Here is a 14,856-nt window from a genome sequence, read left to right on the forward strand (position 1 = left end):
TAGAGATAATAAGAGCCAAAATTTTATGTGAAATGGATCAAATTTGAGCGAGAACGTGCAAGAAAACGAGAGATTTTTACCGCCAACGCAAATTCAAACTTCAACGCCTTATCTATCGCTTAAAGAGCTAAGCAAACAATATAGCGTGCCGGTAGAATTTATAGATTTTAAACTCTCAAATATCTTAACTTACTATAAAAATAAAGATAACGTCGAGCCAGTTTTTGTCCCTGAAGAAAATTTAAGCTTTTTTGATGACAACACATTTTATCTTGACGAGACGCTAGAGATTGAGCAGGTCTATGACGTGGAGTTTTTTGACGTGAGGCTAAATGCCACGCCAAAGCTACCAAAGATCGATATAGGCGTAAATTCAACCATTACAAAGGTCATCGCAAAGGTTAGAGCGAGCAAAGAGTGCGAATACGAGCAGCACTACGAAGATAAGCTTTATGAATACATCGCAAAGCAGCTTATGAAGGCTCAAATTTTAATAGGCATAAGGATCGGCAAGCTAAAAGAGGAGCTAAAGCAAATAGCCTCGATAATCCACGTAAAAGGCGAGCTTGACAAGGACTACACGCTAAATTTAACTCAAGGCATCAACCCTAAAAAAGCGATCGACGCAAAGATCATCTACTACTACAAAGATAAGCTTGATGATATAAAAGAAGAAGATAAGGTTGATTACGCCGATAGGGGCTTTGTCTTTGGCGTGGCAAAAGATGAAGTGATAATGGAGGAGAAAAAGTCACACGAGGGCGCAAATGGACGCGACGTAAGAGGCAAACTTATAGAAGTGCCAAAGCCAAAAGAGGATACTGAAAAAGAGATAAGCATAAGCGAAAATATCGAGCGCGTAGAAAATGATGAAAGTATAAAATATATTGCTAAAAAAGCAGGCTACGTGGTCGAGAAAAACGGCTCTTTTGACATAGAAGAGCGCATAGAGATAAATGAAGCAAATTTTAAAACCACTGGCTCTATCCAAGCAGGCACCGACACAAATGTCACTTTGGTGGTTCGCGAGACTGACACGATAAAAGATGCTATCGGCACTGGCATCATCGTAGAGGCTGACGAGATCGAAGTAAAGGGAAACGTCGGCGCAAATGCGATGGTCAAGGCAAACGAGGTAAACATAGGCGGTCAAACGCACCAAAAGGCTAAAATTTACGCCAAACACGCCAAAATTTCTATCCACATCGGCAAAGTCGAGGCTGAAAGCGTCGAGATAGATAGGCTTGAAGGTGGCACTGTCATAGCAAAAAGAGTAAAAATTAATAGCGTAGTTGGCGGCTCGATAACAGCTCAAAACATCCAGATAGACACGCTTGGCTCAAACTGCACCATCACAGCCTCACACCTAATAGACGTTAGATATCTAAGAGGCACTGATAATAAATTTATCATTGACGCTAGCAAGATGCCTGAGAGTGCGGAGGCTACGCAAGATCAGCTAAGCAAGATAGAGAGCACCAAGTCAGAGCTAGCTACGCTTCTAAAAAACATAGAGAGCAAGAAAAACGTCATAAACGAGAACAAAGACTCGATATATACGATAAAAGCCAAGATCGAAGAGCTCTCAAAGGCCAAGGTGATACCGCCAGTTACATTTATGAAAAAGCTAAAAGAGTATCAAGGGCTAGTTAATGAATATAACACCTTGCTTAGGATATTTAAAGAGAAAAAGGAGCTTTTATCTGATCTAAAAGACGAGCTTGAGATCATGCAAAATGGCATATTCTCAGCCAAAGTGATAAACAGAGGCAACTGGATCGAGCTAAATGAGATAAGGTTTGTCATCGTCGATCCTCCGCAAAATGTCACCTACATCTCAAAACAAAATGAGACCGCCCACGTCATCACGCTAGATAAATTTGATAACGGCGGCGAGGTCGAATACAAGATCAAAAAGTCAAACAAACTTGAAGACTACGCGGATATAAATTTCATGGAACAAAAGGTTAAATGATGATAAAAGCAATCGAAGGCGTCGTTACAAAAAAAGAGCCTGCATTTGCCATACTTAAGACAAATAGCGGCGTAAGTTATGGGATTTTCATCTCGCTTTTTTGCTCAGCAAAACTTAGCAAAGGCGAAAAGGCCGAGCTTGCCATAACGCAGATCATAAGAGAGGACGCAAATTTACTCTACGGCTTTTTAGACGCAAACGAGCAAAAGATGTTTGAGATGCTCATCAAGCTAAATGGCATCGGAGCTAGCACAGCAATGGCGGTTTGCTCAAGCCTTAGCTCACAGGCATTTACAAACGCCATAATAAGCGGCGACGCTGACACTTTTAAAAGCGTGCCAGGTATCGGACCAAAGACAGCTAGGCGCATAATAGCCGAGCTAAGCGACGCTAAACTTATAAGCGACGAGAGCGTACCAAGCTACCAAAATGAGGCGCTTTTGGCACTTGAGGCGCTTGGCTTTAAGCGTGAGAAGATAGTGAAAATTTTGCCTGATTGTAAGAGTGAAAACACGAGCGATCTTATAAAAGAGGCACTTAAAAAACTAGGATAAGGATAAAAAAGATGAATTTAGGCGTGATATTTGGAGCAAAGAGTTTTGAGCATGAGATAAGCATAGTAAGCGCAATAGTTTTAAAAAACGTCCTAAAACAGGAGCTAAAATTTATATTTTGCGATGCAAATAGGGACTTTTACTTGATCGAGCAAAAAGATATGAGGGCAAATTTCTTTAGCTCTGGCAAATACAAAAACTCAAAGAAGCTATCTTTGGCAAAGGGTGGCTTTTACGTGCACTCGCTTTTTGGCGCAAGCAAAGTTGAATGCGATGTCATTATAAATTTGATCCACGGCATGGACGGCGAAGACGGCAAGATAGCGGCACTTTTTGACTTTTACGGAGTCAAATACATAGGTCCAAGGCTTGAAGCAAGCGCGCTTAGCTACAACAAAGAGCTTACTAAATTTCTAGCGCAAAAGGCTGGTGTAAAGGCGCTTGATTACGAGATGCTAACTCGTCAAAGTGAGCCAAAATTTCACTATCCTATTATATTAAAGCCAGCAAGGCTAGGCAGCAGCATCGGCGTGAGCGTCGTGCATGATGATAGTGAGCTTGCCTACGCAAAAGACGTGGCGTTTGAATTTGACAAAGATGTTTTAGTAGAGCCCTTTATAAAAGGCGTCAAAGAGTATAACCTTGCAGGCTGCAGGATCGATGGAAAGATCAAATTTTCTATCGTCGAAGAGCCAAAAAAGAAAGAATTTCTTGACTACGAGCAAAAATATCTTAGTTTTTCAAATGAAAACAAGGTAAAAGAGGCAGAAATTTCTGAAGAGCTAAAACAAAAGCTTAAATTTAACTTTTCTAAAATTTATGATTGTGGATTTGACGGAGCGATCATTAGATGCGACTTTTTTGTGATAGATGACGAGGTCTATCTAAACGAGATCAACCCAAACCCAGGCAGCCTTGCAAACTATCTATTTGAGGACTTTGAGAGCACGCTAAATGCCCTTGCAAACTCACTCCCAAAAGAGCGTGATATAAAGATTGATTATAAATTTATAAACTCGATCACTTCGGTAAAAGGTAGCGGCAAGCTCTAGGCTATTTAGCGATATATAAAGTAGTTTGTGATATTTTACGTAAAATTTTACATAAAGAGCGACAATGGTAACTTTTACAAAAGATGAAATTTATACAGCAACCGAGGTGGTTAGAAATTTTAGCTCAGTCCTTTCTCGTGTGGGAGCTAGCGAGCTAAAGCGCGCTGTCATCGTTAAAAACAATAAATTTGAAGCAGTCCTTTTAAATATGGAGGAGTATGAGCGCCTTTGCGAGGCTGTAAGCGTGCTTGAGAGCATTTACGCTGCTAAAAAGAGAGAAAACGATGGCGAGTAGGGCAGTAAAATACGGCTCAGACGAGTACGAGATCAGCTACGAAGTAGTAAATCCAAAATGCAAAAAAGTAGTGCTTTTCTTGCACGGCTGGGGCGCAAACAAAGAGATAATGAAAAAGGCTTTTGGGCACTATCTAAATGACTTTTGTCACGTCTATATCGATATGCCAGGCTTTGGTAAAAGCTCCATTTTTAAGCCATTAAAAACAAGTGACTACGCAAAGATCGTTGCAAATTTCTGTGATGAGCTACAAATAAAACCAGACATCATCGCAGGACATAGCTTTGGCGGTAAGGTCGCAACACTTCTAAAACCACCATACCTAGTGCTTTTAAGCTCAGCTGGCATAGTCGTCAAAAAGCCATTTATCGTGCGAGCAAAGATAGCGATATTTAAAATTTTAAAGATATTTGGCTTTGGTAAATTTTATAAACTCTTTGCCACAAAAGATGTGAGCGGCATGAGCAGAGTGATGTATGAAACCCTAAAAAATGTCGTTGATGAGGATTTTACAAAGCATTTTGCTGACTTTAGCGGCAGGGCTTTTATATTTTGGGGTGAAAATGACAAGGCAACGCCTGTAACAAGCGGCGAGAGCATAGATAGACTTATCAAAAATAGCTCATTTTTTCCGCTTAGCGGCGATCACTTTTTCTTTTTGCTCCACGCTAAATTTATAAGCGACGAGATAGAAAAAGGGATAAATTTTGAGCCAGATGAGGCAAAAAATGTCGTGCTAGATGACGATGAGAGCGGGATCGAGGAGATAAGATGAGTATATTTTTAAGTCTAAGCACAGTTTTATTTATCTTTGCGCTTGCTTTTTATGTGATCACTTGCTTTCAGTGGTTTTCATATAAGCCCGAGCGTGTGCTCTTTCACTTCACAAAGCCCGCTTGGCACGTATTTTTCTTTATCGTGCCTTTGGTGCTATTTTACACGACTGGCAAGTGGTTTTTTATCTACTTTTACTTTGCGCTTTTGCCAGCTCTTTATCTGTGGCATAAAAAACTTGATAAAAAGCTAGTCTTTACCGCTAGGATAAAGCACTTTTTTGTGATCCTTGCTTGCGCTATCATCTTAAACTACGCTTTAAATTTCATCATTCACAAGGCGTTTTTAGCTCCTATGCCACTTTTTGTCTTGGTCGTGAGCCTATTTTTTAGTGAAATTTTAGAAAAGATCAAATTTCAAGGCTTTAAAAACAGGGCACTTAAAAAACTTGGCACAAACAAAGAGCTAAAGATTATTTTAATCACCGCAAGCTATGGTAAAACAAGTATCAAAAATTTCTTATTTGAAATTTTAAAAGATAGCTTTGTCTGCTACAAAACGCCACGCAGCGTCAATACGATGGCTGGCATCATCAAAGATATCAATGAAAACTTAAGCGAGCAAACGCAAATTTACATCGCTGAAGCAGGCGCTAGGCTAAAGGGCGACATCCTAGAGATCACTAAATTTCTAAATCCACAAATAGTCATCGTAGGCGAGATCGGCGCGCAACACATCGAGTACTTTAAAACGCTTGATAATATCCGCGCGACAAAGCTCGAGGCGTTGCAAAGCGCTCGCTTGCAAATGGCATTTTTGCATAGCTCGACAAATAAAGAGCCAAGCAAAAATATAGAAATTTACGATGAGAGCCTAAAAGATATAAATGCAAATTTAGATGGAATTTCATTTACGCTTGATGGCAAAAACTACGCTTCGCCACTACTTGGCAAATTTAACGCTACAAATTTAGCCGTTTGCATCAAGGTGGCAAGATACCTAAAAATGAGCGATGAGGCGATAAATAGTGCGCTATCTAAGATGAAAAACGTCGAGCACCGCCTAAGCAAGATCGAGGCTGGTGGCAAGCTGATAATCGATGATAGCTTTAATGGAAATTTCTCAGGCATGAGCGCAAGCTACGAGCTTGTAAGCACCTACGCTGGTAGAAAAGTGCTGCTAACGCCTGGTATCGTCGAGAGCGATGCAGAGCAAAATGCAAATTTGGCCAAGGTGATAAATGAAATTTTTGACCTTGTTATCATCACAAGCTCGCTAAACGCCGAAGTCTTGCTAAAACACATCGTAAAACCAAAGATCATCATCCTAAAGGACAAGAATAAAATGCAAGAAATTTTAGCCCAAAACACGCACGCTGGCGATCTTATACTATTTTCAAACGACGCACCGAGTTTTATATGAAAAAGATAGTTTTTTTAGCTCTAATCTTAAGCTTAGCTTCTGGCTTTGACATCGACGACTACGACAGGGGCAACGAGGCGATAAATGCCGGAGACTACGCAACTGCGTATGAAATTTTTTTTGAAGGTTGTGAGCAAAAAGACGTGCTTTCTTGCGAGGCTTTGGGTGATATGTTTGTAAATGAAGAGATAAACGAGCAGATGGATAATGATCTAAAAAAGCACTCAAATATCGAGCTTGGAGTGAGTTATTTTATGAAAAGCTGCGACCTTGGCTATCAAAATGCCTGCGATGACGTCATAAGCTTAAAGGACGATCTAAACATCACTCTGCCTTCTGGTGTCTATGAAAACGCCAAAGCTAGGTATGACGAGCTTTTTGAAGAGTTTAAAGAGCAAGAGGCAAATAAAACTATCGAAGCCGAAGAGCCAGCTAAAAAGTAAATTTAAGCTTGTGAGATTAAATTTAAACTAATTTTTTCGTGGCATAGAAATTGATCTATTTGCAATAAATTTAATCGATAAATTTACTTGAATGCTAGAAGCAAAGCTATTTTGCGTTGCGAACATCTACCACAAATTTAGCTTTGCTCTAACGATTGGTCAAACAAGCATAAACACGAAAATTTTACTACTTTCTTCATGATAAATTTTACTCGTCTATCGCCTTTGATATCTTTTCTAAATTTTGCTTTCTTACGCTCTTATCAGTGATAAAAAGATCGATGACCCACCAGATGATTATAATAATTTCAAAAATGCTGATAATCTTAGAATATGTTTTAGCCAAATCCATTAAATATAGCATTTCTTCAGGGGTTATCCATTCGTCTACAGAAATTATTACCTTAGAAAATAAGAAAATAAAAACTATATATAAAATAAAAAGAGCAAGTTTTGCTAGACCAAGGGCAGTTTGTCCTATCATAAAGCGATTTACGCCAAGCACTCCAAAGACGAAGCTACCCACCCAAAAGACAATCGTAGGTGATTTTAAGTTAAGCTGTGGGATTTTTGAAACCAGATCATTTATTTTTGTTTCATCAAGAGAGTTGAGCTTGTCTTCTAATGTTTTTAGCTGAGCATGATTTTTTGGCAGCTTATCTTGCAGCATTGCTATAACAGAACTTGCGTTCATTTTCTCTCCTTTTTATAAATTTTACTCGCCAGCCAAGTCTTCAGCCACTTTTGCGGCGAGTTTTAGCTTGTCACTATCAAAGTGTGTGTAAATTCGTGAGGTATTTAAGCTTGCATGTCCAAGGGCTTCTTGCACTAGCACAAGGTCTTTTTGCTTTTTATAAAGCATCGTTGCAAATGTGTGGCGTAGCATGTGAGCGCCATTTTTCTCTTTTCTGATACCTGCTTTAAATAAAATTTGCTCCACGATACGGCTAACATAAGCCTGCGTGAGCCTTGTGCCTTTTTTATTTATAAAAAGATAGCCCTCTTTGTTGATGTAGTTTATGGCGATTGCGTTTAGATGAGCTTCGATTAGGTGGCGCTTTATCATTACGATGCGGTATTTGTTGCCTTTACCACGAATTCTAATGATAAAAAGATCGCCATCTTCGGTGATATCTTTTCTCTTTAAATTTAGCGCCTCGCTCACACGGATGCCAGTAAAAATGATAGTTTTGATGATGAGCTTGTTGCGGTTTGAGTTTTGCTTAAAGTCGCTCTCCTCGATCGCCTCAAGAAATTTCTTGACCTCCTCCTCGCCCATAAACTCAGGTAGCTTTTGACCTTTGTTACCACTAACGCCGCCCCAGTTTTTTAAATTTATATCAAAAACATGAGCCTTGCCGTCCTCTTCGTTTTGTTTATCTAAAAAGGCAAAGAAATTTATCACTGAAATTCTGTAGTTTTTCTTGCTCGCATCACTTAGTCCGCCAGTAGTACTTGCTAATATTTCACTTAGCAGCTCTTCATCGATCTGCTTTAGACTGCTAAGCTCATAAAATTTCATCGTCTCATATATCTTTTTAAGCGGATTAAAGTAGGTATTTATGCCAGTTAGTCCTGCATTTCTAGCGCTTTTTACAAGGCCATCAAGCTGCTCTATGTTTTTTATCTCACGGCTTAGGGCGAAATTTACACTTGCAAGCGCCTTTGGGTCTCTTAGCTCCTTGTTTGAAAGCGAGCTAAGTTTAAATTTGACATAGCGAGTTAGCCAAAATATAAATGAGCTATCAAAGCTATCTTTGCAGTCAAGTGGGAATTTCATACTTAAAGCGTTCTCTCTTTTATCACTCTGGCTGTCTCTATGGCGATCTCAAGCTCTTCATTGGTTGGGATGATGAGCGTTTTTATCTTAGCGCCGTCCCCGTCTATACATCTCTCGCCTTTCGTGTCAGAGAAATTTAGCTCGTGGTTGATGTGGATACCAAGATGCTTTAGATCGTCACAAATTTTTTGCCTTGTATTTGGTGCATTTTCGCCGATACCGCCAGTAAATATGAGCGCATCAACACGCCCTAAAATGGCGTAATATGAGCCGATGTACTTTTTTACTCGGTAGCAAAACATATCAAAGGCAAGCTTGGCTCGCTCGTCGTTTTGCATCTTAGCTACGACCTCTCTCATGTCGCTTGAGCCACAAATTCCAAAAAGTCCGCTCTTTTTGTTTAAGAAGTTATCGATCTCGTTCCACTTTAAAACGCCGATATTTAGCAGATAGATGACCACGGCTGGGTCCATATCGCCGCTTCTTGTGCCCATTATGAGACCTTCAAGCGGACTAAGACCCATCGAGGTGTCGATGCTTTTGCCATTTTGCACAGCACAAGCCGAGGCGCCGTTGCCTAGATGAAGCGAGATAGCGTTAAATTTATCAAACTCTATGCCAAGCATTTTGGCTGCTTGCTTACAGACATATCTGTGCGATGTGCCGTGAAAGCCGTATTTTCTGATGTGATGAGCCTTGCAAACATCGTAGGGTAGGGCGTAGCGGTAGGCGTACTCTGGCATACTTTGATGAAAAACCGTGTCAAAAACGACCACGTGAGGTACGTTTTTACTCTCTTTCATCGCATTTTTGATGCCAGCAAGGTGCCCTGGGTTGTGAAGTGGGGCAAGAGGGCTTATCTCCTCGATCTTTTTGATGACGCTCTCATCAACGATCATCGAGCTAAAAAAGCTCTCGCCACCATGAACTATCCTGTGTCCTATGCCGTCAAGCTCGCTTAGATCGTGCAGTGTATGCGATGTGGTAAAGAGTTCGTTCATCGCCTCAAGTCCGTCGTGGTGGTCTTTTATGAAGCGTTTTATCTCATAAACTTCGCCATTTGCCTTTAGTACCGCCCTTGAGCTAGAGCTGCCGATTTGCTCGACTAGGCCGCTTGCTAGGCTTGTTTTTGTCTGCATTTCAAAAAGCTGAAATTTTATCGAGCTGCTACCTGAGTTTAAAACTAAAATTCTCATATCACTCTCCTGCTTGTATGGCGCTTATTAAGATGGTATTTACCACGTCTTCGACGAGGCAGCCGCGGCTTAGGTCATTTACTGGCTTTTTTAGCCCTTGAAGTATTGGGCCTACAGCTAGGGCGTTTGCACTTCGCTGAACTGCCTTGTAGCAGATGTTTCCGCAGTTTAAATTTGGAAATATAAATACATTTGCCTGCCCAGCGACATCAGAATTTGGCATCTTTTTGCTAGCCACGCTTAGATCAACCGCCGCGTCAAACTGAATTGGCGCTGCGATCTTTAAATTTGCATCAAGCTCGCTCGCCTTTTTGGCAGCCTCTTTTACAAACTCCACATCAGCCCCGCTGCCACTATCAGCCGTAGAGTAGCTTAGCATAGCGATCTTTGGGCTAAGATCAAAGGCACTTGCCGTTTGAGCGCTGCTTAGCGTGATGCTGGCAAGTTCATCGCTGCTTGGATTTGGCGTGACGGCGCAGTCTGCAAAGAGCAAAATCTCTTCTTCAAGTGCCATGAAAAATGCCCCGCTTACCACACTTACATTTGGCTTTGTTTTTATGATCTGAAGGGCTGGGCGGATAGTATCAGCCGTGCTCATCGTAGCGCCACTTACAAGTGCGTCTGCTATGCCTTCATGTATTAGCATCGTGGCAAAGTAAATTTTATCTTTTGCAAGCGTGTTTGCTTTGGCTTCATCAACGCCTTTATGTTTTCTTAGCTCATAAATTTTCTTTGCAAACCCTTCGCTCAGCTCGTTTTGTGCTGGGTTTAGCACCTTTGCTTTGCTTAAATTTAGCCCCAAAGTGGCTTCCTTTTTTGAAATTTCGCTCTCAAGCCCTAGCAAGATGATATTTGCCGCACCTTTTTCTAGCACGATGTGAGCCGCTTTTAAAATTCTCTCATCATCACTTTCAGGCAAAACGACTGTTTTATTTGCCGCTTTAGCTCTTTTTAGAAGCAGGCTTTGAAATTTAAATGGCGTGATGATTTCGGTCTTGTAGCTTAAAATTTCATCAAAATTATCGGTTATTAGAAGCTTTGAGTTTAAATTTAGCGCCCTTAGCTCGTTTGCGTTTTCATCAAAGATTGGAGCGTTTAAATTTCTAGCTAGCTTTAAATTTAGCTCGCTCTTGCCAAAGACGCTAAAGCCCTCACAGCCAACGACTACGACGAAGTCGCTCTTGGTCTTTAACTCTTCAAATTTATCTATAAATTTTAAAAAAAACTCCTTTTCATTTAAATTTATTAGATTCTTTTTGTCATTTTCGTCTGGAGTTATCTTAAAGATCTCAACTTTTTTGAATTTTGTAGCTATAATTTCCTGCAAATATGCTAGATTTTTGTCTGAAAAAATGTAACAACTTTTCATTTGTGACCTTTTTGGGAACTTAAATTGCTTAATCTTAGCACAAAGATACTTATTTTAAGGCATTTTATGAACTATAAAACGATCTGGCTCGTCACATTTGCGGGCATTTTTTATACAGGTTGCACCCCAAGTGCAGATCCTCACATCAATATGAAACCTCCAGTGTATGTCGAGCAACTCCCTTCAAAAGATAGTGGTAGCGGTCAAAGCAACGCAGGTAGCCTCTTTGGCAAGGGCGAAAATCCTCTTTTTTCAGATAGAAAGGCGATGAATGTAAATGACATCGTAACCATCGTCATCTCTGAAAATGCAAGTCAAATTTCAAGTGGCAGCAAAAGCACCAACAAAGATAGCACCATTTCGCTTGGTGGCGGCGTTTTCACAGCTGGAGCTGCACCGCTCTCAACCGTGGCTGATAATCTAAACAAATACGGCGACATCGGCTTTAAAGCAGGTGGCGGCAATAAATTTACAGGTAGTGGCACGAGCAACAGAAGCGAGAAATTTACTGCGACCATCTCAGCTAGGATCATCAAGATCCTAAATAACGGCAACTACTTCATCGAAGGTAGCCGCGAGCTACTAATAAATGGCGAAAAGCAGATCATGCAAGTAAGTGGCGTCATCAGACCTTACGACATCTCGCAAAACAACGAAATCGACTCAAAATACATAGCTGATGCCAAAATTTTGTATAAAACTGAGGGCGAGCTAGACAAATCAACCAAAAAACCTTGGGGCACAAGACTTATGGAGGCTATCTGGCCATTTTAATACAAATTTAAAAGCCTAAATTTAACCCATTTAGGCTTTTATAATTTATACCTTAAATTTCGCTCTTCTTAAAAACACTAAATTATTTTTAAAATTATTAAAAATTTAATTGATATTTACTTTCAGAAAAATAGAATTTTTGCCATATCATTTCTCAAAATAGGATAAATTCTCACTAAAAATTATTTTTTAGCATATTTTAAGATTATTGATTTCAAGGCATTTAAAATTTTATTTTAAAGTTTATTTAAATATAACTACTAATATCATAAAATAATTTTACTCTTTTTAAAACAAAGATACTATACATATAAAACAAATTTCTAACGAAGGAGCTTATATGAATAATGACTTGCGTCAAAAGATAGATAGACGCTTAAGCGAACTTAGTGCATTGCCTAAGATGAAAAATGACACTAGTATTGCGCAGCTTTTAAAAGATAAGGGCTTTACTAGGCGTGATTTTATGAAGTGGGCTGGCGCGATGACAGCCTTTATGGCATTGCCAAGTGCGATGACGCCGATGGTTGCTCGCGCTGCTGAGCTAAGCGATAGGCTCCCAGTGATATGGCTTCATATGGCAGAATGCACTGGCTGTAGCGAGGGCTTGCTAAGAACTGACGCTCCAAGCATAGATAGCCTTATATTTGACTACATAAGCCTTGAATACCACGAAACTATCATGGCGGCTGCTGGCTGGCAAGCTGAAGAAAATTTAGAGCATGCGATAGAAAAATATAAGGGCAGATACATCTTGCTAGTTGAAGGTGGCGTCCCAACAGGAGCAACTGAGCACTTTTTAACAGTCGGACCTCACGGCACAAGCGGCAAAACTCACGCTGTAAATGCCTCTGCTAATGCGGCTGCTATCTTTGCTATTGGCACCTGTTCTAGCTTTGGCGGTATCCAAGCAGCTAAGCCAAATCCAACAAATTCAGTCGGTCTTTCAAAGGTGACTGACAAGCCCGTCATAAACGTGCCAGGCTGTCCTCCAAGCGAGAAAAACATCGTTGGCAACGTGCTTCACTACTTGCTATTTGGCACTTTGCCTGCACTTGATGTTTATAACAGACCAAAATGGGCTTATGGCTTAAGAATTCACGATCTTTGCGAGAGACGTGGCCGCTTTGATGCAGGCGAATTTGTCCAAAGCTTTGGCGACGAGGGCGCAAAAAATGGCTACTGCTTATATAAAGTAGGCTGTAAAGGTCCATATACATTTAATAACTGCTCACGTGAGAGATTTAACCAACACACATCATGGCCAGTTCAGGCAGGTCACGGCTGTATAGGCTGCTCAGAGCCAGACTTCTGGGATACGATGGGGCCGTTTGAAGAGCCGATGGCTGATAGGCTATTTGACACTGTTTTGGGGCTTGGTGCTGATAATGTAAGTGATAAAATAGGCATTGGAATTTTAGCACTTGCTGGTGTTGGCATAGCGGCTCACGCTGCACTAGCTTGTATGAGTAAAGATAAAGAATAAGGCGAAAAAATGAGTGAAAAAAGAATAGTAATAGACCCTATAACACGTATCGAAGGGCACTTAAGAATAGAAGTCGTAGTTGATGAAAACAACGTTGTCAAAGAGGCTTACTCTGGCTCAACTCTTTGGAGAGGCTTAGAGCAGATAGTAAAAAACAGAGACCCAAGAGATGCTGGCTTTTTCATGCAAAGAATTTGCGGTGTTTGCACATACTCGCACTACCGAGCAGGCATAGTCGCAGTTGAGGACGCCCTTGGCATCAAGCCTCCTCTAAATGCTGAGCTAACTAGAACACTTATGAACGCAGCTTTATATCTTCACGATCACATCGTGCACTTTTATCAGCTTCACGGCATGGACTGGGCAGATGTCGTCTCTGCACTAAGCGCAGACGTGCATAAGGCTAGCGAAGAGGCGTTTAAATACACAAGTACGCCATTTGCCACTGGAGCAGATAAGCTAAAAGAGGTAAAAGAGAGGGTTGAAGCCTTTGTCAAAAAGGGCAACCTTGGACCATTTGCCAACGCATACTGGGGACATAGCACATATAAATTTACGCCAGAGCAAAATTTAATCGTCCTCTCTCACTACTTAGAGTGCCTTAGGATCCAAAGAACAGCAGCTCAGATGATGGCTATCTTTGGTGCGAAAAACCCACATCCACAAAGCCTAACAGTTGGTGGCGTGACCTGCGTGATGGATCTTATGGATCCAGCTAGAATGGGCGAATATATGAGTAAATTTGCCGAGATAAAAGAATTTGTAGATAGAGCTTACTATCCAGATATCTTGATGGCAGCTAAGGCTTATGCAAACGAGCCAAGCGTTCTAAACGACGTTGGCGTATCAAATTTATTCTGCTACGATGAGTTTTTGATCGGCAAAAATGACCATCTATTTAAAGGTGGCATCATCTTAAATGGTGATATTAGCAAGGTTTATGATATCGACGAAAATAAAATTACAGAAGAGGCTACAAGATCTTGGTATAAAAACGACAAAGCGCTTCACCCATATGACGGCGAGACAGAGGCAAACTACACTGGCCTTGTTGATGGCGAGAGCATAGACGGCGAGGGCAAGCTAGCTCACAGCAAGCTTTTTGACACAAAGGGCAAATATAGCTGGATCAAAGCGCCAAGATATGACGGCATGCCTATGCAAGTAGGACCGATCGCAAGCATCGTCATAAACTACGCTAAAGGTAACGAGAGAGTTAAAAAGATAGTTGATGAGTTTTTAGCAAAGAGTGGCTTGCCACTAAGTGCAGTCTTTTCAACTCTAGGCAGAACCGCTGCTCGTATGCTTGAGGCAAAAGTGGTCGCAGAGCACACAATGGACGCATTTAATGCCTTGATCGAAAATTTAAAGACAGATCAAGAAACCTGCTCAAAATATGTCATAGATAATAGCAAAGAGTATAAAGGTCACTTCAAAGGCAACGCTCCAAGAGGCGCGCTAAGCCACTGGTGTCGCATAAAAGATGGCGTCATCTCAAACTGGCAAGCAGTCGTGCCAAGCACTTGGAACGCCTCTCCAAAAGATGCCAAAGGTCAAATGGGTAGCTACGAGGCGTGCTTAGTTGGTATGAAGATCGCTGATCTTTCAAAACCACTTGAGATAATACGAAAAATTCACTCTTACGACCCTTGCATCGCGTGTGCCGTGCATGTTATGGACACGAAGGGAAATGATTTGAGTACTTATAAGATAAATCCAAATTTGTAAGGAGAAAA

General features: G+C 40.9%; 14 protein-coding genes. 10 read left to right on the forward strand and 4 right to left on the reverse strand.

Annotated features, from left to right (window positions below):
• Positions 1 to 43 precede the first annotated feature (43 nt).
• The 7 genes from F3G88_RS03500 (at position 44) to F3G88_RS03530 (ending at position 6,515) form a co-directional block, all read left to right on the forward strand.
• A complete protein-coding gene (locus tag F3G88_RS03500; protein WP_149715360.1) occupies positions 44 to 1,975 on the forward strand; it encodes a flagellar assembly protein A in 1,932 nt (643 codons plus the stop codon).
• Positions 1,975 to 2,529 (forward strand): Holliday junction branch migration protein RuvA, encoded by a 555-nt coding sequence (ruvA, locus tag F3G88_RS03505; RefSeq protein ID WP_021087610.1) that lies wholly within the window; start codon positions 1,975 to 1,977, stop codon positions 2,527 to 2,529. The genes F3G88_RS03500 and ruvA overlap by 1 nt, the downstream gene beginning before the upstream one ends.
• Before the next feature lie 11 nt (positions 2,530 to 2,540).
• Positions 2,541 to 3,581, forward strand: a complete 1,041-nt coding sequence (locus tag F3G88_RS03510) for a D-alanine--D-alanine ligase (protein ID WP_149715361.1) — start codon at positions 2,541 to 2,543, stop codon at positions 3,579 to 3,581.
• Positions 3,582 to 3,645: 64 nt separating this feature from the next.
• Entirely contained in the window at positions 3,646 to 3,876 is a 231-nt protein-coding gene (locus F3G88_RS03515) for a type II toxin-antitoxin system Phd/YefM family antitoxin (RefSeq protein ID WP_002942153.1), read from the forward strand.
• Positions 3,866 to 4,651: an EstV family lipase gene (estV, locus tag F3G88_RS03520; protein WP_149715362.1), complete on the forward strand. Its 786-nt coding sequence runs from the start codon at positions 3,866 to 3,868 to the stop codon at positions 4,649 to 4,651. The genes F3G88_RS03515 and estV overlap by 11 nt, the downstream gene beginning before the upstream one ends.
• The gene (locus F3G88_RS03525) at positions 4,648 to 6,072 is read left to right on the forward strand and encodes a Mur ligase family protein (RefSeq protein ID WP_149715363.1); all 1,425 of its coding nucleotides are present in this window, start codon (positions 4,648 to 4,650) and stop codon (positions 6,070 to 6,072) included. Before estV ends, F3G88_RS03525 begins: the two co-directional genes overlap by 4 nt.
• A complete protein-coding gene (locus F3G88_RS03530; RefSeq protein WP_149715364.1) occupies positions 6,069 to 6,515 on the forward strand; it encodes an SEL1-like repeat protein in 447 nt (148 codons plus the stop codon). The genes F3G88_RS03525 and F3G88_RS03530 overlap by 4 nt, the downstream gene beginning before the upstream one ends.
• 208 nt (positions 6,516 to 6,723) lie before the next feature.
• On the opposite strand, the gene F3G88_RS10220 is transcribed toward F3G88_RS03530, so the two are convergent.
• The 4 genes from F3G88_RS10220 to pta are packed head-to-tail and all read right to left on the reverse strand — an operon-like array spanning position 6,724 to position 10,860.
• Complete coding sequence (locus tag F3G88_RS10220) at positions 6,724 to 7,209, reverse strand: TM2 domain-containing protein (RefSeq protein WP_188117458.1); 486 nt, start codon at positions 7,207 to 7,209, stop codon at positions 6,724 to 6,726.
• A 21-nt stretch (positions 7,210 to 7,230) separates the two neighbouring features.
• Positions 7,231 to 8,295, reverse strand: a complete 1,065-nt coding sequence (locus F3G88_RS03540) for a tyrosine-type recombinase/integrase (protein ID WP_149715365.1) — start codon at positions 8,293 to 8,295, stop codon at positions 7,231 to 7,233.
• Between the two features lie 2 nt (positions 8,296 to 8,297).
• Positions 8,298 to 9,491, reverse strand: coding sequence for an acetate kinase (locus F3G88_RS03545; protein ID WP_149715366.1), 1,194 nt, complete (start codon positions 9,489 to 9,491; stop codon positions 8,298 to 8,300).
• A 1-nt stretch (position 9,492) separates the two neighbouring features.
• Positions 9,493 to 10,860, reverse strand: coding sequence for a phosphate acetyltransferase (gene pta, locus F3G88_RS03550; RefSeq protein ID WP_149715367.1), 1,368 nt, complete (start codon positions 10,858 to 10,860; stop codon positions 9,493 to 9,495).
• 66 nt (positions 10,861 to 10,926) lie between these two features.
• On the opposite strand from pta, the gene flgH reads away from it, so the two are divergent.
• The 3 genes from flgH to F3G88_RS03565 all read left to right on the forward strand — a co-directional run bounded on the left by flgH (position 10,927) and on the right by F3G88_RS03565 (position 14,848).
• Positions 10,927 to 11,634, forward strand: coding sequence for a flagellar basal body L-ring protein FlgH (gene flgH / locus F3G88_RS03555; protein ID WP_149715368.1), 708 nt, complete (start codon positions 10,927 to 10,929; stop codon positions 11,632 to 11,634).
• A gap of 340 nt (positions 11,635 to 11,974) precedes the next feature.
• A complete protein-coding gene (locus F3G88_RS03560; protein WP_149715369.1) occupies positions 11,975 to 13,120 on the forward strand; it encodes a hydrogenase small subunit in 1,146 nt (381 codons plus the stop codon).
• 9 nt (positions 13,121 to 13,129) lie between these two features.
• Positions 13,130 to 14,848 carry a nickel-dependent hydrogenase large subunit gene (locus F3G88_RS03565; protein ID WP_149715370.1) on the forward strand — a complete coding sequence of 573 codons (1,719 nt, stop codon included), beginning with the start codon at positions 13,130 to 13,132 and terminating at the stop codon, positions 14,846 to 14,848.
• The last annotated feature ends 8 nt before the right edge of the window (positions 14,849 to 14,856 follow it).

The organism is Campylobacter concisus (assembly GCF_902460675.1).
Lineage (GTDB): Bacteria > Campylobacterota > Campylobacteria > Campylobacterales > Campylobacteraceae > Campylobacter_A > Campylobacter_A concisus_AJ.

Excerpts from the sequence above, each read along its gene's own strand:
- ruvA (WP_021087610.1), top strand. The coding sequence starts at position 1,975 with ATGATAAAAGCAATCGAAGGCGTCGTTACAAAAAAAGAGCCTGCATTT.
- F3G88_RS03510 (WP_149715361.1), top strand. The coding sequence starts at position 2,541 with ATGAATTTAGGCGTGATATTTGGAGCAAAGAGTTTTGAGCATGAGATA.
- F3G88_RS03515 (WP_002942153.1), top strand. The coding sequence starts at position 3,646 with ATGGTAACTTTTACAAAAGATGAAATTTATACAGCAACCGAGGTGGTT.
- estV (WP_149715362.1), top strand. The coding sequence starts at position 3,866 with ATGGCGAGTAGGGCAGTAAAATACGGCTCAGACGAGTACGAGATCAGC.
- F3G88_RS03525 (WP_149715363.1), top strand. The coding sequence starts at position 4,648 with ATGAGTATATTTTTAAGTCTAAGCACAGTTTTATTTATCTTTGCGCTT.
- F3G88_RS03530 (WP_149715364.1), top strand. The coding sequence starts at position 6,069 with ATGAAAAAGATAGTTTTTTTAGCTCTAATCTTAAGCTTAGCTTCTGGC.
- F3G88_RS10220 (WP_188117458.1), bottom strand. The coding sequence starts at position 7,209 with ATGAACGCAAGTTCTGTTATAGCAATGCTGCAAGATAAGCTGCCAAAA.
- F3G88_RS03540 (WP_149715365.1), bottom strand. The coding sequence starts at position 8,295 with ATGAAATTCCCACTTGACTGCAAAGATAGCTTTGATAGCTCATTTATA.
- F3G88_RS03545 (WP_149715366.1), bottom strand. The coding sequence starts at position 9,491 with ATGAGAATTTTAGTTTTAAACTCAGGTAGCAGCTCGATAAAATTTCAG.
- pta (WP_149715367.1), bottom strand. The coding sequence starts at position 10,860 with ATGAAAAGTTGTTACATTTTTTCAGACAAAAATCTAGCATATTTGCAG.
- flgH (WP_149715368.1), top strand. The coding sequence starts at position 10,927 with ATGAACTATAAAACGATCTGGCTCGTCACATTTGCGGGCATTTTTTAT.
- F3G88_RS03560 (WP_149715369.1), top strand. The coding sequence starts at position 11,975 with ATGAATAATGACTTGCGTCAAAAGATAGATAGACGCTTAAGCGAACTT.
- F3G88_RS03565 (WP_149715370.1), top strand. The coding sequence starts at position 13,130 with ATGAGTGAAAAAAGAATAGTAATAGACCCTATAACACGTATCGAAGGG.